The following is a 20,606-nucleotide window of genomic DNA, read 5'->3' as shown; positions in this document are numbered from 1 at the left end:
TAACAGTGGATCCAATTGAAACAGGCGAAAACGAGTGTAAGCACCCGGGACGCCATAAGTTTCATCGTTGCAATGTAAATGCCGATTTATTGCGATTTATGTCATCGGAGCCCGCTTGCCGGGCGCCCGATTGAGGCTTTCTCGCTACACGCCGAGGTAGCGTTCCCAGAGACCGCGGTCGGCATCCAGGGCGGGGGAGTCGCCCGTCCACACCACTTTGCCGCGTTCCAGGATCACGTGCTGGTCGGCCAGGCTCAGCAATCTTTCGACGTATTTGTCGATGACCAGGATGGTCTGCCCCGCCTGGCGCAGCCGCGCGAGGCAGTTCCAGATCTCTTCGCGGATCTTGGGCGCCAGGCCTTCGGTGGCCTCGTCCAGGATCAGGAGCCGGGGATTGGTGACCAGGGCCCGGCCGATGGCCAGCATCTGCTGCTCGCCGCCCGAGAGCTGGTTGCCCATGTTGCGGGCGCGCTCGTGCAGGCGGGGGAAGAGTTCGAACACCCGTTCCGGCGTCCAGGGCGCGCCGATGTCGGGATTGCGCCCCGCCACGAAGGCCGTCAGGTGCTCGCGCACCGTCAGGTTGGGGAAGCATTGCCGCCCTTCCGGCACGATCGCCATGCCGGCCCGCGCGATGCGGTCCGGGCTCCAGCCGCTGATGTCCTGCCCGGCGAAGTGGATCCTGCCTCCGCGCAATGGCAGCTGGCCGAACAGGGTGCGCAGCAGCGTGGTCTTGCCCATGCCGTTGCGGCCCAGGAGGGTCACGACCTGCCCCGCGCCGATCTGCAGGTCCACGCCGAACAGCACCTGGCTCGCGCCATAGCCGCTCTTGGCCGATTCGATGGTGAGCATCACGCGGTCTCCTCGTCGCCCAGGTAGGCTTGCCGCACCTCGGGATTGGCGCGGATTTCATCCGGCGTGCCCGTCGCGATGACCCGGCCGTACACCAGCACCGACAAGCGGTCGGCCAGGCGGAATACCGCCTGCATATCATGTTCCACCAGCAACATGGCGGCGCGTCCCCGCAGGGATTCGATCAGTTCGGTGAGGCGGACGGTTTCGTCCGGCCCCATGCCCGCCATGGGCTCGTCCAGCAACAGCACGCGGGGCCGGGCCGCCAGCGCCAGCGCGAATTCCACCTTGCGCTGTTCGCCGTGCGGCAAGGTGCCGGCAGGCCGCTCCAGCAGGCTGGCGTCGATGGCGCATTCCCGCGCCAGTTCGCGCGCCTCCTCGTACAGGGCGGCTTCGGCCGCGCGCGGCTTCCAGAACCGGAAGCTGCTGCCGGCATGCGCCTGCACCGCGAGCACCAGGTTGTCCAGCACGCTGGACTGCTTGAAGATGTTGGTGATCTGGTAGGAACGCGACAGGCCCGCGGACACCCGCTGGTGCGCATTCATGCCGGTGACGTCGCGGCCGTCCACCGTCAGCTTGCCCGAATCCGCGGACAGCGTGCCCGACAGCAGGTGGATCAGGGTGGACTTGCCCGCGCCGTTGGGGCCGATCAGGGCGTGGATCTCGCCCGGGTTCAGCGACAGCGACACATTGTCGGTGGCGACCAGCGCGCCGAAACGGCGCACCAGCCCCGATGCCTGCAGGGCCGGAGTTGCGGCAGCGTTCATGATCCCACCTTGCTGGATTGCGGGGCGGCGCGGCCGCCGAACAGCGGGCCGAACAGCCCGACCAGGCCGCGCGGCGCGCCGAACACCACGCACAGCAGCAGCACGCCCAGCGGCAGGTGCCAGTATTCCGTCCACAGGCGCAGCACTTCCTCCAGCGTCAGCATCACCACGGCGCCGGCCACCCCGCCGTAGCGCAGGCCGATGCCGCCCACCAGCACCATGATCAGCAGGTTGGCCGACTGGGTCCAGTGCATCAGGCTGGGCGAGATGAAGAGGTTGTGGTTGGCCAGCAGCGCGCCCGCCAGCCCGGCCACCGCGCCGCTGAGGGTGAAGGCCGTGAGCTTGATCCGGTAGACGGGATAGCCCATGGATTCCATGCGCGACTCGTTCTCGCGGATGCCTTGCAGCGCCGTGCCGAAGCGCGAGGCCACCACGCGTCCGAATGCCCACATGAGCAGCGCGAACAGGACCAGCACCAGGTAATAGAAGCTCGTGTCGTTGGCCAGGTCGATGCCCGGCAGGCTGGAATAGCCCGGCAGGTTCAGTCCGTCCTCGCCGCCGTACTGGCGCAGCGAGATGAAGATGTAGAACAGCATCTGCGCGAAAGCGAGCGTAATCATGATGAAGTACACGCCGCGGGTGCGCAGCGAGATCGCCCCGGTGACGCAGGCCAGCACCGCCGCCAGCAGCATGGCGACCGGCCAGACGATCAGCGCCGAGGTGACGCCCGCCATGGCGAGGATGCCCACGGCGTAGGCGCCGGCGCCGAAGAAGGCCGCATGCCCCAGCGCCACCATGCCGCCGTAGCCCAGGATCAGGTTCAGGCTGGTGGCGGCCAGCGCGTAGATCAGCACGCGCCGCACGAAGGAAATGTAGAAGTCCAGGCCCAGGGCCGGCGCCACCAGCGGGAAGACCGCCAGCGCGGCCAGCAGGATCACAGTCCAGATTGCGGATCTCACAGTCAACCCCGCGCCGGAAACAGGCCTGAGGGCCGGAACACCAGCACCGCCGCCATCAATACGTAAATGGCGATGGCCGCCAGCGTCGGACCGACGCTGGACGCCACCGCCGGCGAAAAGACCTGGCGCAGCAGCATGGGCAGGAAGGCCCGCCCCGCCGTGTCCACCATGCCCACCAGCAGCGCGCCGACGAAGGCGCCGCGGATCGAGCCGATGCCGCCGATGACGATGCACACCAGCACCAGGATCAGGATTTCCTCGCCCATGCCTACCTGCACCGACGTGATCGGGCCCAGCAGGGCGCCGGCCACCGCGGCCAGCATGGCGCCCAGCGCGAACACGCCCAGGAACAGCATCGGCACGCGCACGCCCATCAGCGTGGCCATCTGGCGGTTGGAGGCGCCGGCCCGCACCAGCACGCCCGCGCGGGTGCGGGTCACGAACCAGTACAGCCCCGCGGCCGCGGCCACGCCGAACACGATGATCATGAGGCGGTAGGCGGGATAGAGCAGGTCGGGCAGCAGGCGCACCGGGCCGGACAGCGCGGCCGGCATGTTCAGCATCACCGGGGCCGGGCCCCAGATCATCTTGACCAGGTCGTTGGCGATGAGAATGACGGCGTAGGTGCCCAGCACCTGGGCCAGGTGGTCGCGCAGCGCCAGGCGGCGGATCAGGACCAGTTCCAGGATCACGCCGACCAGCCCGGTGGCGACGGCCGCCACCAGGACGGCGGCGGTGAAGGAACCCGTGCGCTGCATGGTTTCGGCGGCCACGTAGGCGCCGGCCATGTAGAGCGAGCCGTGAGCCAGATTCATGATGTCCATGATGCCGAACACCAGGGTCAGCCCGGCCGCGATCAGAAACAACATCAACCCAAACTGCAGACCGTTCAGCAATTGCTCGACGATCAGCGTAAACGTCATGAAGACTTCTCCCTGCCGCGAATTGCCGATGGCCTAGCTCGCGGTCAAATCACCAAAGCCAATCCAATTGCCCATCACGCGCGGCGCATGCACTGGTGTCACTCCATCCGGATGCCGCGGAGCCGGCTTCGCCGGTCCGCAGGCATGCCCCCTTGAGGGGGAAGCGCGCAGCGCTTCGGGGTGGGCTTCCCTCTACAGCTTGCAGTCGCCGACGTAGACGTCCTGGTACTTGTCGAACACCTTGCCCACCAGCTTGTTGGTGACGCGGCCGCTGCCGTCCTTTTCGACGACGCGCAGGTAGTAGGACTGGATCGGATAGTGGTTCTTGCCGTAGGTGAAGCTGCCGCGCACCGAGGGGTAGTCGGCCTTCTGCAGCGCCTGGATGATGGCGGCGCGGTCGGAGGCCTTGCCGCCGGCCTGCTTGACCGCGGCGTCCATGGCCATGATCACGTCGTAGGACTGGGCGGCATAGACCGAGGGATAGCGGCCGTTGTATTCCTTGCGGAACGCCTCGACGAAGGCCTTGTTCTGCGGCACGTCCAGGTCATGCGCCCACTGCGCCGTGTTGTACATGCCCAGCATGGGGTCGCCCACGGCCTGGATCACGTCCTCGTCGGCCGAGAAGCCCGGGCCGATCAGCTTGACGCTTTGCGACAGGCCAGTCGACACGAATTGCTTGACGAAGTTGATGCCCATGCCGCCCGGCAGGAAGATGTAGACCGCGTCGGGCTTGGCCGCGCGGATCTGCGCCAGTTCGGCGGCGTAGTCGATCTGGCCGAGCTTGGTGTAGACCTCGTCGCCGGGCGCGGTCTTGTAGCCGCGCTTGAAGCCGGTCAGCGCATCCTTGCCCGCCGGGTAGTCCGGGGCCATGATGAACATCTTCTTGAAGCCGCGGTCCGCCGCGACCTTGCCGGCCGCCTCGTGGAAGGCATCGTTCTGGTAGGACGTGCCGAACCAGTAGGCGTTGCACTGCGCGCCGGCGAACTGGCTGGGGCCGGGGTTGTTCGACAGGTACGGCACCTTGGCGGCGAACAGCGCCGGGCCGACGGCCAGCGCCACGTTCGAGCCGATGGGGCCGGTGAAGAAATCGATCTTGTCGCGCTGGATGTAGCGCGTAACGAGCTGGCGGGCCTGGTCGGGGTTGCCGCCCATGTCGGTCTGCACGAATTCGGCGGGCTGTCCGCCCAGCTTGCCGCCCAGTTGCTTGATGGCGAGATTGAAGCCGTCGCGGGCTTCGGCGCCCAAGGCCGAGAAGGGGCCGGAAATATCGTTGGCGATGCCGACCTTGATCGTGTCGGCGCTGGCCATTGCCGGGACCAGGGCCGCAGCGGCCAGAAGGGAAGTGATCAAACGCATGGTGGTGTGCTCCGTGCGCGAGCCGCGCAGAATGGGTGTTCTTTTTTTACCGCCGGGCCGCCCCAAGGTAAAAACCGCAGCCACGGGGGCGGCAAGCCGAAGGCACAGCGTCGAGGCATTCTTGTGGTGCGATTCGAAAGACTTCTATGCCCGGCCTGCCGGCGCCGTGGCGCCGATGTCCTGAGCTGCCCCAATCCCCTTGTGCATCATGGGGAAAGCTGGCATGGTTCATAGTTTAGGTTTAAAGTATCCACCAAAACAAGTCTAGGGTTTTTACCAACGGGTTCCCCAACAGCGACCGCCATGGCCACCCTCTACCGCAATTATGACCGCGCCGCGCTGGACATCCAGTACAACGCTCGCGCGACAGTACCCGACATCCAGCCGATACTCAAGAAGTACGCCGAGGACAGCGCCGAGGCGCGCCGCACGCTGGACTGCGCGCTGGACGTGCCCTTCGGCGAGCACGCCGACGAATCGCTGGACATCTTCCCCGCCGCCGCCGGCGCGCGCAACGCGCCGGTGTTCGTGTTCATCCATGGCGGCTACTGGCGCCTGCTGTCCAAGAGCGATTCCAGCGGCATGGCGCCGGCGTTCACCCGGGCCGGCGCCGTCGTCGTGGCCGTGAACTACTCGCTGGCGCCCGCCGTCACGCTGGACCGCATCGTGGACCAGAACCGGCGCGCCCTGGCCTGGATCCACCGCCATATCGCCGAATACGGCGGCGATCCGACGCGCATCCACGTCTGCGGCAGTTCCGCGGGCGGCCACCTGGTCGGCGCGCTGCTGGCAAACGGCTGGCATGCCGGCTACGAAGTCCCGCCCGACCTGATCCGCGGCGCCGCGCCCTTGTCGGGCCTGTTCGACCTGCGGCCCCTGGTGCACACCCACATCAACGAATGGATGCGCATGAGCGAGGCCGACGCCATCCGCAACAGCCCCGCCCTGCAACTGCCCCAGGCGGGCTGCCCGCTGGTGGTCAGCTACGGCGAAACCGAGACCGCCGAGTTCAAGCGCCAGAGCGACGACTACCTCGCCGCCTGGATCGAGCGCGGCTTTCCCGGGCGCTATGTGCCCATGCCCGGCACGAACCACTACGACATCGTCCTTAGCCTGAACGATCCCGACAGCCCGCTGACCCGCGCCATCTTCGAGCAGATGGGTCTGGCGCCCGCCCCTCATTCCCGGTAAACCGCCATGATCAACGCCCCCGACCTGGAATCCCGCGCCGCGCCGGACGACCACCACGCGCTGCGCCTGTGGCTGCGCATGCTGACCTGCGCCAATCTCGTCGAAAGCGAGATCCGCAGCCGCCTGCGCAACGAATTCGACACGACGCTCCCCCGCTTCGACCTGATGGCGCAATTGCAGCGCGCGCCCAAGGGCATGAAGATGGGCGAACTGTCACGCCACATGATGGTCACCAACGGCAACATCACGGGCATCACCGACCAGCTGGAAAAGGAAGGCCTGGTGGTGCGCACCAAGGTCGAAACCGACCGCCGCAGCTCGCTCATCAAGCTCACGCCGCTGGGCAAGAAGAGTTTCGCCCGCATGGCGCGCGCCCATGAGTCCTGGGTCAAGTCCATGTTCGGCGACCTGCCCGAGAGCACCCGCAACGCCTTGTTCCAGGCCCTGGGCGAGCTCAAGCTGCAGGTGGTGGCCACCCGCTCGGCGGCGGCCAAGACCTGATGCGCGATCCAGGCTGAACCGCCTGCCGGTTTGGCGCATAATTCCGCCATGATTCCGGTTTCTCTTCCTGGCGGCAATTTCTACGTGCTGATGGCAGCTTCGCTGGCCTGCCTTTCTACGCTGCTGACCTGGCTGGCCGTGCTGGCCACCACCCGCAGCGCCCGCCACTGGCTGGGCGACCATCGCCGCATCGGCACGGTCCTGATGGCGTTCCTCGCCATCGTCGGGGCCATTTTCCCGTACCAGCAGTTCAGCCTGTGGTTCTCGGCCCAGCGCGACGCCCAGGCCGACGCCGGCCGCAAGACCGTGCTGGCTCAGCCCACGCTGCTGGCCGGCGTGGAAATGCCCGCGGGCACGGAACTCCGCCTGGCCGCGCCGGGCGACCTGGGCTCCTTCGACCGCGCCGTCTTTCCCGAGGCCCACCCCGCTCCCATCCAGGGCATCACGGCGTCGCGCCTGTTCCGCTACCCCGCCAACGGCAAGCAGGCGGAAACCCTGTCGGTGGAAATCGAGCGCGACCAGGCGATGGAAGGCTGGCTGTGCGCGCACGGCCACCGGATCGAATTCGTGATGCGCGACGGGCATCCCCGCTTCGCCAGCTGCCACCTGGCCATCGGCAACACGCTGGACCAGCAGCCCGTGCCCGCCGGGGCCTGGCTCAAGGTCGTCGGCGCCGCCGCCGCGCCGGGCGCGGCCGGCGACGCCCCGCGCTGGCTGCTGCGCACCGAGGGCAGCGACGCCCTGGACGTCGCCCGCCTGCCCCTGCTGAAAGTCGACATGCAGCTGGACGGCCAGCGCCGCATGCTGGGCTTCGAGGGTCTGCTGGCCCGCGAAACCGCGCTGGGCGACATGACCTATCCCCCTGGCACCCGGGTGCTGGCCGCCAACCCCCGGCTGCCGGGCGCCCAGGCTGGCGACCTGCTGTTCTCGCCCTCGCGCGGCCGCTCGGCGCGCCGCGCCGGCGGCGACGACGTGCCCGCCGGCAAATCGGTGCTGCAGGCGCCCGACGGCGCCGTGCGGGCCGTGCTCGGCAACCGCGAGGCCGGCGTGCTGGACGTGGCTGCCATGCGAATCGGCCCCTGACGGCCCGCTGACCGCCGCCCGCCCAAACCGGTGGGATAATACGAAGCTTTCCCCCGCGCGCCGCCTCGCCTGGCGGCGATTCCGTCCTGCTCATTCATGAGACGAAGTCATGGCCGTTAACCTGCAGATCCCCTCCGAGTCCGAAATTTTTCCTGTTGCCGGCGTTGACATCGGCGTCGCCGAGGCCGGCATCCGCAAGGCCAACCGCCGCGACCTGACGGTATTCCGCCTGGCCGAGGGCACCAGCGTGGCCGGCGTGTTCACGCGCAACCGCTTCTGCGCCGCCCCGGTGCAGGTCTGCCAGGCCCACCTGGCCGCCGGCGGCCCCATCAGCGCGCTGGTCATCAACACGGGCAACGCCAACGCCGGCACCGGCGAGGAAGGCCTGAAGAAGGCGCAGGACACCTGCGCGGCGCTGGGCCAGCTGCTGGGCGTGCCCGCCGCCCAGATCCTGCCGTTCTCCACCGGCGTCATCCTGGAGCCGCTGCCCCTGGACCGCCTGGTCGCCGGCCTGCCGCGCGCCATCGCCGACCTCGGCCCCGACCACTGGTCCAGCGCCGCCCACGGCATCATGACGACCGACACGCTGCCGAAGATTTCCTCGGCCCGCGTGGACATCGGCGGCAAGACCGTCACCTTCACCGGCATCAGCAAGGGCGCGGGCATGATCCGCCCCAACATGGCCACGATGCTGAGCTTCCTGGCAACCGACGCCGGCATCGCCCAGCCGCTGCTGCGCAAGCTCGCCGTCGAAATCGCCGACGCATCCTTCAACCGCATCACGGTCGACGGCGACACGTCCACCAATGACTCCTTCATCATTGCCGCGACCGGCAAGTCGGGCGTCAACGTCAACAGCGAATCCGACGCCGCCTACGCCGCCGTGCGCGAGGCCCTGACCGCCGCCGCGCTGGAGCTGGCGACCAAGATCGTGCGCGACGCCGAAGGCGCCACCAAGTTCATGACCATCCGCGTCGAAGAGGCCGGCAACACCGAGGAAGCGCTCAAGGTGGCGTACGCGGTCGCGCACTCGCCCCTGGTCAAGACCGCCTTCTTCGCCTCGGACCCCAACCTGGGCCGCATCCTGGCCGCCGTGGGCTACGCCGGGATCGACGACCTGGACGTCTCCGGGATCCGCCTGTGGCTGGACGACGTGCTGGTGGCCAAGGACGGCGGTCGCAATCCCGCCTACCAGGAAGCCGACGGCCAGCGCGTGATGAAGCAGGCCGAGATCCTGGTGCGCATCGCGCTGGGCCGCGGCCAGGTGAGCGACACGGTCTACACCTGCGACTTCTCGCACGAGTACGTGTCGATCAACGCCGACTACCGTTCCTGATCCGCCCCAACATCCTGGACCGAGCCGTGACCGCAACCGAGTTCTCCACCCTCATCCAGCGCGCTGAGCGCGTGCTGGCTCAGCTGGAAGCGTGGCTTCCTCCCGCGCCGCCCGAAATCGACTGGAGCGCCCACGCCTTCCGCTGGCGCAAGCGCGGCTCGCGCGGCTGGCTGGACGCCGTGCGCCACGTGGCGCGCATCGACATGGAAGACCTTCAGCACATCGAGCGCCAGAAGGCCACCATCGACCGCAACACGCTGCAGTTCATCGAAAAGAAGCCCGCCAACAACGTGCTCATGACCGGCGCCCGCGGCACCGGCAAGAGCTCGCTGGTCAAGGCCATGCTGGCCGCCTACGGCGACCGCGGCCTGCGCCTGATCGAAGTCGACAAGTCCGACCTCGGCGACCTGGCCGACATCGTCGAAATGGTGGCCTCGCGTCCCGAACGCTTCATCGTGTTCTGCGACGACCTGTCCTTCGAGGAAGGCGAAGCCGGCTACAAGGCGCTGAAATCGGTGCTGGACGGCTCGGTGTCGGCCTCGGGCGACAACGTGCTGATCTACGCCACCTCCAACCGGCGCCACCTGATGCCGGAATACATGAGCGAGAACCTGGCGGCCAAGCACCAGCCCGACGGCGAGATCCACCCCGGCGAAACCGTCGAGGAAAAAATCTCGCTGTCCGAACGCTTCGGGCTGTGGCTGTCGTTCTACCCCTTCAAGCAGGACGACTACCTGGACATCGTCTACCACTGGCTGCGCGAACTGGGTTGCCCGGAAGCGCACATCGAGCCCTCGCGCACCGAGGCCTTGCAGTGGACCATCGAGCGCGGCTCGCGCTCGGGCCGCGTGGCCTACCAGTTCGCGCGCGACTGGGCTGCCCGGCATGTCTGAGAAAATCGTCGACGTCGCGGCCGGCCTGATCCTGCGCCCGGACGGCATGCTGCTGCTGGGCCAGCGTCCGGAAGGCAAGCCCTGGTCGGGCTGGTGGGAATTGCCGGGCGGCAAGCTCGAACCCGGCGAAACGGTGCTGGAAGCGCTGGCGCGAGAACTCCAGGAAGAGATCGGCATCCGGGTCACGCAATCGCGTCCCTGGGTCACCTACGTGCATGCGTACCCGCACACCACCGTGCGCCTGGCGTTCTGCCACGTCACGGGCTGGGAAGGCGAGCCGCGCAGCCTGGAAAACCAGCGCCTGGAATGGGTGGACCCGGCCCAGGCGGCATCGGTGGGCGACCTGCTCCCCGCCACGCTTCCTCCGCTGCGCTGGCTGCAGCTGCCCACCGCCTACGGCATCAGCAGCATCGGCTCGCGCGCGGGCGTGCCGGCGTTCCTGGCCCGGTTGGACGCGGCGCTCGCGCGCGGCCTGAAACTGGTGCAGCTGCGCGAGCCGCAATGGCCGGACGGCGTGGGCGCCAGCTCTTTGCATGAGGTGCTGCACAGCGTGCTCAAGCGCTGCCGTGCCGCAGGCGCCCGGGTCCTGATCAACAGCGCGCACCCCGCCGCATGGTGGAAGGAAGCCGACGGCGTGCACCTGCGCAGCGCCGACGCGGCCCGCCTGACCGCCCGCCCGGCATTGCCCGCCGGCGCGCTGGTCGGGGTATCGGCCCACGACAACGCGGAAGTCGTGCATGCGCGGGAACTCGGCGCGGACTTCGCCGTGCTGGGCCCGGTTCTGGAAACGGAGTCGCACCCGGGCGCCCCGACGCTGGGCTGGGAAGGCTTCGTCGCCGGCAACCGCGATGCGGGCATTCCGGTGTACGCGTTGGGAGGGCAATCCGCCGCCACGGTCTCTGCCGCGTTGCGTCATGGCGCGCATGGGATTGCCGGGATACGCGGGTTGCTCTGAGCAAGAGTTCTTGAGACGCCGGTTGCGGCGGGGGGCTGGGGTGCGCGGGTCCACGATTGCGGTCCGGAGCCTTCGCTCCGGACTGCCCCATCGTCATCCTCGTTGTCGCCTGCGGCGACTGCCTTCGGATTCCCTCGGGCTTATCGACGCCCCGCGCACCCCAGCCCCCCGCCGCAACCGGCTCGCACATCTCTGGTTTCCGGATCGCTGCGACGGCTTGTTTGCTTGGCATTCTTGCCATGAACCGTGAAGGTTTCCAAGGATCTTGCGGGGCCCGCCCCATGCCGGCCGCCCGGGCGGCCTCGTGGGGCTTACACGACGTCTTGCGTCGTCAAGATGCCGCTGCGCGCCGGTGTGGGCTTAGGGTGTTTGCACCGAGCGCACTAAACAAGCGCGCATCGATATCTCGCGCCTGTACGAGATAGCCGCCAAACTGCAACTGGCCTATCCGGATACAAGCCCTCGCAGGCAGGCGCCCAGAACTCGACGTAACGGCGATGGTGAGCAGGGCTTCATGAATCGCAAGAGATGACCAGCGGCGCGCAGCGTCGTCGCGCGACGCAAGACACCGCGTAAGCCCCACGAGGCCGCCCGGGCGGCCGGCATGGGGCGGGCCCCGCAAGATCGTCCGAGCATCCCCAAATCCCGGCAAGAACCTCAAGAACTCGAACCGCCCCAACGCCCGTGAAATCAACTCCATTGGAGCCGGCCGCGGCGAGGGCCGGGGGTGCGCGGGGCGTCGATAAGCCCGAGGGAATCCGAAGGCAGTCGCCGCAGGCGACAACGAGGATGACGATGGGGAAGTCCGGAGCGAAGGCTCCGGACCGCAATCGTGGCCCCGCGCACCCCCGGCCCTCGCCGTGGCCGGCGTCTCAAGAACTCAAGGCCCCGAGGACTCAAATCATCCCGCCAAGAAAACAACCGACACCCTCAAGCGCAAAGAAAAGCGGCACCTCAATCGATCTTGTAATCCATCCAGGAAGCCACCATCTCCCGTAGCCCGCCGCCGTCCTCGAAAGACTCACGGCCGCCCTCGGCCTTGTTGCGCCCCAGTTCCAGGATATACATATAGTCGGACACCTCCGCGCAACGGCGCACGTTCTGGTCCACCAGCACCACCGTCATGCCCTCGTCCGCGAAGCCGCGGATCAGGCCGTAGATCTCCTTGGAAATCTTCGGCGCCAGCATCGCGGTCGGCTCGTCCAGCAGAATCACCGAAGGCTCGATCAGCAGCGCCCGCCCGAACTCCACGAAACGCTGCTGCCCGCCGCTCATGCTCGACACGGGATCGTTGCGCTTCTGCGCCAGGATAGGGAAACGGTCGTACACCGAATCGATGCGCTGGCGCACCCGCGCCTTGTCGCCGCGAAACGGCCAGCAGCCCAGCAGCAGATTGTCGTGCACCGACAGCTCGCCGAACAGGCTGCGATGCTGCGGCACGAACGCCACGCCGTGGCTCGCGCGCTCATGCGAAGGCTGGGCGCTGATGTCCTGCCCGCGCAGCGTAATGCGGCCGGTGCGCGGCGGCAGGAAGCCGAACAGCGTCTTGAGCACCGTGGACTTGCCCGCGCCATTCGGCCCGATCACCCCCGTGACCTTGCCCGCGCGCGCCTGCACGTTGATGCGGTTCAGGATCGTGATATCGCCGTGATAGGCGACCGTCACGTCCTCCAGCGCAATGATAGGCGTGCTCATGTCAGGCTCCCAGATAGGCTTCGACCACCCGCGGGTCGGCGCGCACGCGGTCGGCGTCGCCTTCGCACAGGATGGCGCCCTCGTTCATCACGATAATGTGGTGCGACAGCTGATAGATGGATGTCAGGTCGTGCGACACCAGCACCACCGAGCAATCGTGCTCGGTGGGCAGCTCGCGGATCACCGAGATCAGCAACTGGGCCAGCGCCGGATTGACGCCCGCGAAAGGCTCGTCCAGCAGCACCACCTTGGGCCGCGCCACCATGATGCGCGCCAGCTCCACCAGTTTCTGCTGCCCGCCGGACAGCTCCTCGGCATAGTTGTGCCGCAAGCGGTGCAGCTCCACCTTGTGCAGCCAATATTCCGACTGCGCATAGCGCTCGTCGGCGCTGCGGCCCGCCTGTTGCTGCGCCACGTCCAGGTTGTCCAGCAGGCTCAGCTGGCGGAAGATGCGCGGCACCTGGAAAGTGCGCCCCACGCCCAGCCTCGCCACCTCGTGGATCTGGCGGCCCGCGATGTCCTGGCCGTCCAGTTCGATGCGCCCTTCGTCCGGCGTGTAGATGCCGTTGATGCAATTGAGCATGGTGGTCTTGCCCGACCCGTTCATGCCGATGACGCCCAGGATGGAGCCTCGCGGCACCTCCAGGTCCACGCCCTGCAAAGCGACCAGCCCGCCGAAGCGCTTCTTGAGATTCGTGACTTTCAACATGTCCGGCTCCCGTTCAGCGCAACGCCTGGCGGCCGAACAGGCCGCTGGGCTTCACGAAAATCATCGCGACCATCAGCGCGAAGCCGCAGATCGTGGCGATCGACGGGTTGAAGAACACCACCGACACCTGTTCGGTAATACCGTAGAGCAGCGCGCCGACCAGCGCCCCGACCGGATGGCCCAGCCCGCCCAGCACGATGACGATGAAGCCGATCAGCGTGTAGTCGTTGCCCATGAAGGGGGAGAACGCCGGGAACACCATCGCCACCAGCACGCCGCTGGCCGCCGCCAGCCCCACGCCCAGGCCGAACGCCACCGCCGACAGGCGCTCGGCGTTGATGCCCACGATGCGCACCGCGTCGCGGTTCATGATGATGGCGCGCAGCGCCTTGCCCACCTGGCTGCGGTAGAGGAACAGCGTCAGGCCGCCGATGATGGCGAGCGCGATGACCAGCGCCAGCAGGCGCACGGTGGGAATCAGCACCGGGCCGAACTTCAGGAACACCGGCTCGATCTCGTACGGCAGCGAACGCGCGTCGGCGTCGAACGCCAACAGCATCAGCGCGCCCAGCATGATGGACACGCCGAACATCAGCAAGAGCGAGCTGATCTCCGGATCGTCCGCCTTGTTCAGCCGCGGGATCAGCACGAAGTACAGCAGGTACCCCGCCAGGAAGAAGGCCGCGAAGGCCAGCGGCAGCGCCAGCAGCGGGTTGATGCCGGCGTACTCCATCAGGTAGAACGCGAAGTAGGCGCCCAGCACCAGGAACTCGCCGTGCGCGAAGTTCACCACCCGCAGCACGCCGAACACCACGTTCAGCCCCACGCCGATCAGGCCGTAGATGGCGCCCAGGATAAGGCCGTTGATCAGGCCCTGGATAATCAGTCCGGTCATGGGTATCCCTCAGGCAATGTAGCGGCGCAATTGCGGCTTGCGCTTGATCAGGCTGCCGACGATGCCGCGCGGCAGGAACAGCATCAGCAGCACGATGATCAGGCCCAGCAGCAGCAGGTTCACAACCGGGAATTTCTGCCAGATCACGTGGTCGATGCCCAGGAGCGCCAGGGTGCCGACGACCGGCCCGAGGATGGTGCCGAAGCCGCCCGCCATGGCGTAGATGATGCTCTTGGCCGTGATCAGCACGTGGAAGGCGTATTCCGGATCGACCACGTTGGTGTACCAGGCCTCGATGCCGCCGGCCAGCGCCGGGAACAGCGCCGCCAGCAGCCAGGCCTTCAGGCGCGTGTTGGGCACGTGGATGCCCACGCAGGCCGCGGCGCCGTCGTCGTCGCGGATCGCCTTGAGCGCGCGCCCCAGGCGCGACACCGACAGCCAGGTGACGGTGGCCAGCGTGGCGCCCATCACGATCAGCATCGCGTAATAGCTGTGCGCAGGATTATTGGCGTTGGACAGGATGATGCCCATGCTGCCGCCGGTGAAGGATTGCGGCAGGTTGGAGATGACCAGCTTCACGATGGTGGCCAGCGCCAGGCTGACGATGCCGAAGTACACCCCCCGCAGGCGCAGGGTGGGCGCCAGCAGCAAGGCGATGGCCACCCCGACGCCGCCCGCGGCCAGCAGCGAAGGCACGATGGGCCAGCCCAGGATCTTGTAGCAGATGCCGGTGGCGTAGGAACCCACGCCGTAGAACACCACGTAGCCGAACGGCAGGTAGCCGGTGAAGCCCACGCAGATGTTCATGGCGCTGGCCATGGTGATCCACAGCATCAGGTAGAACGCGAACGAAATGTTCGAAGTCGCCAGGGGAATCGAGGCCAGGACGACCGTCAACGCGACAAAGACGGTCATTGCGATGCGGGTGCGCAATCGCACCGCGCGCTGATCCTGCGCGCGATGCGAAGCCGCGCCCGCCGCCAGGGCGGGACTGCTGCTCATGGTGTCTTCCTCCGGGCCTGTCCGGGGTGGACGGCCGATTTATTTGGAGGCGATTATGACTGATAAAACCATAACTTCAGGTTAAGTATTAACCCTGAGCAGGCGCCGGAAATGCCTCGCTCAGCACCTGGCGCAGCTCTTTGATGAACTGCACGGCGATCTGGGAAGGCTCCCGGCCACCAGCGTAGACGGCCGAAATATTCAGCGGAATGCGCTCGGCCAGGGGCACGATCACGACGTCGGGCATGGTGTTCTGCATCACGGTGAATTCGTCCACGATGGCGATCCCGACCCCGGCGTTGACCAGCGCACAGGCCAGCTGGCTCCAGGGCACGTCGGCGCACATATTGCAGGGCAGCCCGGCCTGCTCGAACGCGCCCAGCACCAGCATGCCGAAGGGCATGCGCGTGCCCACCACGATATGCGGATGCGGGGACAGGTCGGCCAGGCTGACCAGGCCGCGCTGGGCCAGCGGATGGGCTTTCGGGATCGCCGCCACCATGCGCCCCACGTGCAGAGGCTCGGACGTCAGGAAGGGATGATCGGCCTGCATGACCACCAGCCCGAGCTCGGCCTCGCCCTGCAGCACCTCGGTGATGAGGTTGGGCAGCGCGCTGGTGTTCAGCCGCAACAGCAGTTCGGGATGGCGCTGCTGGAAGCGCGCCACGGCGCGCGGCACCAGGAACTGCGCCAGGCTCGGGATGGAAGCCAGCCGCAGCACGCCCGTGCCATGCTCGGACAGCGCGTCCGCCAGGTCGTTGACGCGCTGCATCATGCGCTGCGTTTTCTCGATTTCCTCAAACAGGCTATGGACTTGCGGTGTGGGACGAAGCCGCCCGCGCACCCGCTCGAACAGCGTCAGCCCCATGGATTTCTCGGTCTGCGCCAACATCCGGCTGACCGCGGGCTGCGAAATATTCAGCAGGCGCGCGGCGCCACTGATCGATCCGGCCATCACGATGGCCCAGAGCATTTCGGTCTGTCGGTAGCTCAATTTATTCAAGACGTGCACTCCATGCCTATTTGTTATACGCTTTCTCGCGTATTGAGCAATTATTGCCCAGTACCGGGCCTGGGACTCAAGCTCCGCGGGAGGACCGGCCCCACATCCAAAAACGATAGGAGACAACCCATGTTCGCGAAATCCTGGCTGTTCCGCTTACCGGCGCTGGCCCTGGCCATGGCCGCCCTCACCCCATCCATCGGCACCGCGCAGACCTCGGACAAGATCCGGGTAGGCATGACGGTGTCATCCACCGGCAGCTTTGCCCTGGCGTCGCAGTCCGGCGTGCGCGGCGTGGAACTGTGGGTGGAAGACGTCAACCGCCGCGGCGGCATCGAGGTCAATGGCAAGAAATACCCGGTCGAACTGGTCAAGCTGGACGACCGCAGCGACAAGCAGATGGTTACCCGCGTTTACGAACGCCTGATTGTCGATGAAAAAGTGGATCTGGTGTTCGCCCCCTTCGGCTCCACACTGACGGCCGCCGCCGCGACCGTGACCGAACGGCTCGGCAAGTACATGATGGTCTGGTCCGCCGCCAGCGACGATCTCTACAAGCAGGGCTTCAAGAACATGGTCTCCGGCACGCAGATGCCGGTGTCGGCCATGCTGCGCGCCAACATGGAGCTGGCCGCCAAGCAAGGCGTGAAGAAGGTGGCGCTGCTGTATTCGGACGAACCGTTCCCCGCGGGCCTGGCCGAAGGCGGACGCGAGCAGGCCGCCAAGAACGGCATGCAGGTGGTGCTGTTCGAGAAGTACCCGAAGGGCCAGAAGGATTTCAGCACCATCCTGCAGAAGGCGCGCGCCGCGGGCGCTGAAGCGCTGGTGCCGACCTCGTACGAGGGCGACCTGATCAGCATGACTCGCCAGATGAAGCAGCTGGACATCAACTTCCCGTACGTCTTCATGGTGTACGCCTCGACGCCGCAGTTCCAGGCCATCGGCGCGGACGCGAACTACATCTACAGCCACACCAACTACCACCCCGCGATCAACTGGAAGGTCAACGCGGGCATGACGCGCGAGCAGTTCGCCGCCGCCTACGACCGCCAGTTCCCCAAGGCCGAGTTCCCGCCCGACTTCCAGACCGCGCTGGCCTACGGCGCCGGCGCGCTGACCGAAGAGATCGTGAAGAAGGCCGGCAACACCGACGCGGCCGCGCTGAAGAAGGCATCGGTGGACCTGTCCGGCAAGCTCACCGTCATGGCCGGCCCGTATGCCATCGACGATACGGGCAAGCAGCTGCTGATGCCCTTCCCGGTCGTGCAGCTCCTGCCGGGCAAGGGCATGGTGCCCGTCTGGCCCGAGGACGTGGCCACGCAGAAGCCGGTGTACCCCACTCCCGACTGGAACAAGCGCTGAACCCGCGCGAACCGCAAGGCGGCACGGCTTGCCGTGCCGCCCGGACATCACCCGAGGAAAACATGTCTGACATCGCATTTGCCACCCTGGGCGAGCTGGCGCAAGGCCTGGCCGCCGGCCGCTACAGCTCGGTGGAACTGGCGCGACACTACCTGGACCGCATCGACCGGGCCAATCCCGCCCTGGGCGCCTACGTCAGCGTCGACCACGACGGCGCGCTGAAACTGGCCGAGGCCGCCGACGCGCGCCGACGCGCGGGCTACGGCCTGCTCGGCCCCCTGGACGGCCTGCCCGTGGCCGTGAAGGACCTGTGCGACATCCAGGGCCAGGTCACCACTGCCGGCTCGCAAGCCTGGCGGCAGCGCCGCAGTACGCTCACCGCCACCGCCGTCACCCGGCTGCTCGACGCCGGCATGGTGGTGCTCGGCAAGACGCACATGGTGGAGTTCGCCTTCGGCGGCTGGGGCACGAATCCCGTGATGGGAACGCCGCGCAATCCCTGGGACCTGGTTCGCGCCCGCATCCCGGGCGGCTCGTCCAGCGGTTCCGGCGTGGCCGTCGCCGCGGGCCTCGCGCCCGCCGCGCTGGGCTCGGACACCGGCGGCTCGGTGCGCATTCCCGCCGCGCTCAACGGCATCACCGGCCTGAAGACCACGCGCGGCCTCATCAGCCTGCACGGCTCGGTGGCGCTGTCGCACACGCTGGATTCCATCGGCCCGCTCACCCGCGACACGCGCGACTCGCTGCTGCTGACCGAGGCCCTGTCCGGCGCCGATCCGCTCGACCCCGTCACGCGGGGCGTGCCCGCCTACCGCTTCCGCGAACCGCTCGCGGGCGCGAAGCCGCTGCTCGGCACGCGCATCGCCGTCATGCCGGCGGCGCAATATCCCATCGCCGTCGACGACGCGGTGCAGGGCGCGCTGGACGACGCGCAGCGCGTGCTGGCGGCGCTGGGCGCGGAATTCGTGGAAGCGCCCTTCCCCTTCGACTTCCACGACATGATGCTGCGCAACGGCCTGATCATCGCGGCCGAAGCCTATGCGCAGCACCGCGACTACATCGAAGACGACGCGCTGCCCCTGGGCCGCTACGTGCGCGCCCGCGTGCTGGGCGGCAAGCAGGTGACGGCCGCCGATTACATCCGGGCATTGCAGGCCCATGCCGCCGCCTGCGCGGCATGGCGGAACTGGATGCGCGATTTCGACGCCGTGCTGGCGCCCTGCCTGCCGTTTGCCGCCTGCCCGCTGGAGGAAGTGGACGAGAACGCCACGCCGCTGGCGGCATTCACCCGGCCGGGCAACTACGTCAACGCCTCGGGCCTGGCCCTGCCCGCCGGCTTCACCGCGGACGGCCTGCCCATCGGCGTGCAACTGCTGGGCGGGCCCGAAGGGGAAGCCGCGTTGGGCCGGCTCGGCATGGCGTTCCAGGCGGCCACCGACTGGCACCTGCGGCGGCCCGACCTCGCGACGATCGGGCTATAGCCGATCCGCCGCCGCGCCGGCCCTTGCCCGGTCACGCCGCCGGTTCGCCGGCGTCTCGCGCGGCGGCGCGCGCCCTCGCCGGCTCGCCTCTGGGCGAACCCCGGGGCTTGTGGCGGGCAGTCCGCCAGGCCAGCGCCGCGTGGAGCATGGCCAGCGCCCACAGCGTCAGGTCCATGCCCGCGTAGACCCAGTCTCCTTGCGCCAGGCTGCGCCACGGGCCGCGCGGCGTGACGAGGGCATTCAGCACGGGGAGCAGCGCCAGCAGGGCGCACGCCAGCCACAGCAGCTCCACCCAGGCGCGCTTGGGCGGCCGCGCCGCGGTGTAGGCGGCCGCCAGCGCCCAGGCGATGAAGAATAGGTGGATCTCCCAGTCCGCCCTGGCGGGCACGCCGCGCGGCAACAGCCGGTTGCCCCACAGGAACGCGGCCATGGCGACGGACAGTCCGGCGATCGCCGCGATGTTGAGCCGCTCCACCAGGCGAAAGCCGAAATACGGCCGCCCGGGGTCCGGCAGCTTCGCCCTGCGCTTCACTGTCCAGAGCACCAGGCCGGTCCCCACCATGGCCGTGCCCGCCAGGCTCACCAGGAAGTAGAGCCACCGCAGCACGGTGTCGCCGAACCGCCCGAGGTGCAGCGCGTAGAGGACGCCGCGCGTCTCCGCCGCCGGGCCGACTGCGTCCTGCTCCTGGAGCAGCCGCCCGTTCGTGCCGTCGAACACCAGGTAGCGCGGACTGACGGACACGCGCCCGTCTTCGCCCCGCACCATCACCACCCGCGCCGCCGCATCGCCCGGATTGTTGACCGTCACGCGGCCCACCTGGCCCTTGCCCCAGCGCGTTTCGGCCTGCCCGAACATGTCTCCGACCGGGGCCAGCGGCACGCGGGTGCCCGAGGGCGGCCCGGCCGGCACCAGCGCGCTCATCTGCGCGAAAAGCGCCTGGCGCTCGGGCGGCGTCTTGAAGGCCGCGTCCGCGCCCCAGGGCATATAGAGCAGCACCAGCATCACCAGCCCGCTGTAGGTGATCATGAAATGGAACGGCAGGCCCAGCACCGACAGGGCCGCGTGCGCGTCCAGCCACGAGCGCTGGCCCTTGCCCCGGCGGAAGGTGAAGAAGTCCGCGAAGATCTTCTTGTGCGTGATCACGCCGCTGACGATCGCCACCAGCATGAACATGGCGCACAGGCCGACGATCCATCGCCCCGCCAGCGTCGGGATGTAGTGCAGATTGAAATGGAAGGTGTAGAAGAAATCGCCGCCGCGGGTGTCGCGCGCCGACAGCTCGTTGCCGGTGGCCGCATCGAAGACGCCGCTCTTGAAGCGCGGGCCGCCTCGCCAGAAGGCCGAGGCCGCGGGATTGCGCGCGGTGGGCAACCCGATGCTCCACTGCGCCGAGCCCGGCGCGTGCCGTTCGCCCAGGGCGTCGATCATGCGCTGCGCGACCTCGGCCGGGTCCGGGCGCTGTTGCGCGGCGGGCAGTTCGGGCCGCATCCAGGCCGACAGTTCGTCGCGGAAATAGCTCACCGTGCCGGTGAGGAACATGGCATAGAGCAGCCAGCCCGCGAGCAGGCCGGTCCAGATGTGCAGCTCGGACATGGTCTGGCGGATGCCGCGCGCCTTGCCCGCCGGCTTGCGTGGGGAGTTCATG

General features: G+C 67.9%; 19 protein-coding genes. 8 read left to right on the top strand and 11 right to left on the bottom strand.

From position 1 onward, the window contains the following. Nucleotides 1-144 precede the first annotated feature (144 nt). The 5 genes from ADE01S_RS26610 to ADE01S_RS26590 form a co-directional block, all read right to left on the bottom strand. The gene (locus tag ADE01S_RS26610; protein ID WP_062684778.1) at nt 145-849 is read right to left on the bottom strand and encodes an ABC transporter ATP-binding protein; all 705 of its coding nucleotides are present in this window, start codon (nt 847-849) and stop codon (nt 145-147) included. Continuing rightward, complete coding sequence (locus tag ADE01S_RS26605; protein WP_062684777.1) at nt 849-1,616, bottom strand: ABC transporter ATP-binding protein; 768 nt, start codon at nt 1,614-1,616, stop codon at nt 849-851. Before ADE01S_RS26605 ends, ADE01S_RS26610 begins: the two co-directional genes overlap by 1 nt. Next, nucleotides 1,613-2,575: a branched-chain amino acid ABC transporter permease gene (locus ADE01S_RS26600; protein WP_062684776.1), complete on the bottom strand. Its 963-nt coding sequence runs from the start codon at nt 2,573-2,575 to the stop codon at nt 1,613-1,615. Before ADE01S_RS26600 ends, ADE01S_RS26605 begins: the two co-directional genes overlap by 4 nt. A 2-nt stretch (nt 2,576-2,577) precedes the next feature. Continuing rightward, the gene (locus ADE01S_RS26595) at nt 2,578-3,498 is read right to left on the bottom strand and encodes a branched-chain amino acid ABC transporter permease (RefSeq protein ID WP_062684775.1); all 921 of its coding nucleotides are present in this window, start codon (nt 3,496-3,498) and stop codon (nt 2,578-2,580) included. A gap of 192 nt (nt 3,499-3,690) precedes the next feature. Beyond that, the gene (locus ADE01S_RS26590; RefSeq protein WP_062684774.1) at nt 3,691-4,854 is read right to left on the bottom strand and encodes an ABC transporter substrate-binding protein; all 1,164 of its coding nucleotides are present in this window, start codon (nt 4,852-4,854) and stop codon (nt 3,691-3,693) included. A gap of 303 nt (nt 4,855-5,157) precedes the next feature. On the opposite strand from ADE01S_RS26590, the gene ADE01S_RS26585 reads away from it, so the two are divergent. From ADE01S_RS26585 to ADE01S_RS26560, 6 genes are all read left to right on the top strand, one after another. Next, the gene (locus ADE01S_RS26585) at nt 5,158-6,045 is read left to right on the top strand and encodes an alpha/beta hydrolase (RefSeq protein ID WP_062684773.1); all 888 of its coding nucleotides are present in this window, start codon (nt 5,158-5,160) and stop codon (nt 6,043-6,045) included. A 6-nt stretch (nt 6,046-6,051) separates the two neighbouring features. Further along, the gene (locus ADE01S_RS26580) at nt 6,052-6,546 is read left to right on the top strand and encodes a MarR family winged helix-turn-helix transcriptional regulator (RefSeq protein ID WP_062684772.1); all 495 of its coding nucleotides are present in this window, start codon (nt 6,052-6,054) and stop codon (nt 6,544-6,546) included. A gap of 48 nt (nt 6,547-6,594) precedes the next feature. Further along, complete coding sequence (locus ADE01S_RS26575) at nt 6,595-7,629, top strand: hypothetical protein (RefSeq protein ID WP_062684771.1); 1,035 nt, start codon at nt 6,595-6,597, stop codon at nt 7,627-7,629. 109 nt (nt 7,630-7,738) lie between these two features. Further along, nucleotides 7,739-8,965: a bifunctional glutamate N-acetyltransferase/amino-acid acetyltransferase ArgJ gene (argJ, locus tag ADE01S_RS26570; RefSeq protein WP_062684770.1), complete on the top strand. Its 1,227-nt coding sequence runs from the start codon at nt 7,739-7,741 to the stop codon at nt 8,963-8,965. Between the two features lie 26 nt (nt 8,966-8,991). Beyond that, nucleotides 8,992-9,858, top strand: a complete 867-nt coding sequence (locus ADE01S_RS26565) for an ATP-binding protein (RefSeq protein WP_062684769.1) — start codon at nt 8,992-8,994, stop codon at nt 9,856-9,858. After that, nucleotides 9,851-10,813, top strand: a complete 963-nt coding sequence (locus ADE01S_RS26560; RefSeq protein WP_062684768.1) for a Nudix family hydrolase — start codon at nt 9,851-9,853, stop codon at nt 10,811-10,813. The genes ADE01S_RS26565 and ADE01S_RS26560 overlap by 8 nt, the downstream gene beginning before the upstream one ends. Before the next feature lie 954 nt (nt 10,814-11,767). On the opposite strand, the gene ADE01S_RS26555 is transcribed toward ADE01S_RS26560, so the two are convergent. The 5 genes from ADE01S_RS26555 to ADE01S_RS26535 all read right to left on the bottom strand — a co-directional run bounded on the left by ADE01S_RS26555 (nt 11,768) and on the right by ADE01S_RS26535 (nt 16,126). Beyond that, a complete protein-coding gene (locus ADE01S_RS26555) occupies nt 11,768-12,508 on the bottom strand; it encodes a branched-chain amino acid ABC transporter ATP-binding protein (protein ID WP_062684767.1) in 741 nt (246 codons plus the stop codon). 1 nt (nt 12,509) lies between these two features. Next, a complete protein-coding gene (locus ADE01S_RS26550) occupies nt 12,510-13,217 on the bottom strand; it encodes an ABC transporter ATP-binding protein (RefSeq protein ID WP_062684766.1) in 708 nt (235 codons plus the stop codon). 13 nt (nt 13,218-13,230) lie between these two features. Further along, nucleotides 13,231-14,112, bottom strand: a complete 882-nt coding sequence (locus ADE01S_RS26545; protein ID WP_062684765.1) for a branched-chain amino acid ABC transporter permease — start codon at nt 14,110-14,112, stop codon at nt 13,231-13,233. A 9-nt stretch (nt 14,113-14,121) separates the two neighbouring features. Continuing rightward, entirely contained in the window at nt 14,122-15,114 is a 993-nt protein-coding gene (locus tag ADE01S_RS26540) for a branched-chain amino acid ABC transporter permease (RefSeq protein ID WP_062684764.1), read from the bottom strand. Between the two features lie 88 nt (nt 15,115-15,202). Next, nucleotides 15,203-16,126, bottom strand: a complete 924-nt coding sequence (locus ADE01S_RS26535; RefSeq protein ID WP_062684763.1) for a LysR family transcriptional regulator — start codon at nt 16,124-16,126, stop codon at nt 15,203-15,205. Between the two features lie 120 nt (nt 16,127-16,246). On the opposite strand from ADE01S_RS26535, the gene ADE01S_RS26530 reads away from it, so the two are divergent. Both ADE01S_RS26530 and ADE01S_RS26525 read left to right on the top strand, forming a co-directional pair. Then, complete coding sequence (locus ADE01S_RS26530) at nt 16,247-17,479, top strand: amino acid ABC transporter substrate-binding protein (RefSeq protein WP_062684762.1); 1,233 nt, start codon at nt 16,247-16,249, stop codon at nt 17,477-17,479. 62 nt (nt 17,480-17,541) lie between these two features. Beyond that, nucleotides 17,542-18,960, top strand: a complete 1,419-nt coding sequence (locus ADE01S_RS26525) for an amidase (RefSeq protein ID WP_062684761.1) — start codon at nt 17,542-17,544, stop codon at nt 18,958-18,960. 31 nt (nt 18,961-18,991) lie between these two features. Here the strand turns inward: ADE01S_RS26525 and ADE01S_RS26520 are convergent, their stop codons facing one another. Then, the gene (locus ADE01S_RS26520) at nt 18,992-20,605 is read right to left on the bottom strand and encodes a PepSY-associated TM helix domain-containing protein (RefSeq protein WP_082775904.1); all 1,614 of its coding nucleotides are present in this window, start codon (nt 20,603-20,605) and stop codon (nt 18,992-18,994) included. Nucleotide 20,606 lies beyond the last annotated feature (1 nt).

It is taken from the genome of Achromobacter denitrificans NBRC 15125 (genome assembly GCF_001571365.1).
Classification (GTDB): Bacteria; Pseudomonadota; Gammaproteobacteria; order Burkholderiales; family Burkholderiaceae_B; genus Achromobacter; species Achromobacter denitrificans.
Note: the sequence above shows the minus strand (reverse complement) of the source record. Positions and strands in the feature narration are given on the sequence as shown.

Bases quoted from the DNA above. Each gene is read 5' to 3' on its own strand.
- ADE01S_RS26525 (WP_062684761.1), top strand. From the start codon at position 17,542: ATGTCTGACATCGCATTTGCCACCCTGGGCGAGCTGGCGCAAGGCCTG.
- ADE01S_RS26590 (WP_062684774.1), bottom strand. From the start codon at position 4,854: ATGCGTTTGATCACTTCCCTTCTGGCCGCTGCGGCCCTGGTCCCGGCA.
- ADE01S_RS26605 (WP_062684777.1), bottom strand. From the start codon at position 1,616: ATGAACGCTGCCGCAACTCCGGCCCTGCAGGCATCGGGGCTGGTGCGC.
- ADE01S_RS26610 (WP_062684778.1), bottom strand. From the start codon at position 849: ATGCTCACCATCGAATCGGCCAAGAGCGGCTATGGCGCGAGCCAGGTG.
- ADE01S_RS26540 (WP_062684764.1), bottom strand. From the start codon at position 15,114: ATGAGCAGCAGTCCCGCCCTGGCGGCGGGCGCGGCTTCGCATCGCGCG.
- ADE01S_RS26555 (WP_062684767.1), bottom strand. From the start codon at position 12,508: ATGAGCACGCCTATCATTGCGCTGGAGGACGTGACGGTCGCCTATCAC.
- ADE01S_RS26520 (WP_082775904.1), bottom strand. From the start codon at position 20,605: ATGAACTCCCCACGCAAGCCGGCGGGCAAGGCGCGCGGCATCCGCCAG.
- ADE01S_RS26575 (WP_062684771.1), top strand. From the start codon at position 6,595: ATGATTCCGGTTTCTCTTCCTGGCGGCAATTTCTACGTGCTGATGGCA.
- ADE01S_RS26585 (WP_062684773.1), top strand. From the start codon at position 5,158: ATGGCCACCCTCTACCGCAATTATGACCGCGCCGCGCTGGACATCCAG.
- ADE01S_RS26550 (WP_062684766.1), bottom strand. From the start codon at position 13,217: ATGTTGAAAGTCACGAATCTCAAGAAGCGCTTCGGCGGGCTGGTCGCT.
- argJ (WP_062684770.1), top strand. From the start codon at position 7,739: ATGGCCGTTAACCTGCAGATCCCCTCCGAGTCCGAAATTTTTCCTGTT.
- ADE01S_RS26580 (WP_062684772.1), top strand. From the start codon at position 6,052: ATGATCAACGCCCCCGACCTGGAATCCCGCGCCGCGCCGGACGACCAC.
- ADE01S_RS26530 (WP_062684762.1), top strand. From the start codon at position 16,247: ATGTTCGCGAAATCCTGGCTGTTCCGCTTACCGGCGCTGGCCCTGGCC.
- ADE01S_RS26545 (WP_062684765.1), bottom strand. From the start codon at position 14,112: ATGACCGGACTGATTATCCAGGGCCTGATCAACGGCCTTATCCTGGGC.
- ADE01S_RS26560 (WP_062684768.1), top strand. From the start codon at position 9,851: ATGTCTGAGAAAATCGTCGACGTCGCGGCCGGCCTGATCCTGCGCCCG.
- ADE01S_RS26595 (WP_062684775.1), bottom strand. From the start codon at position 3,498: ATGACGTTTACGCTGATCGTCGAGCAATTGCTGAACGGTCTGCAGTTT.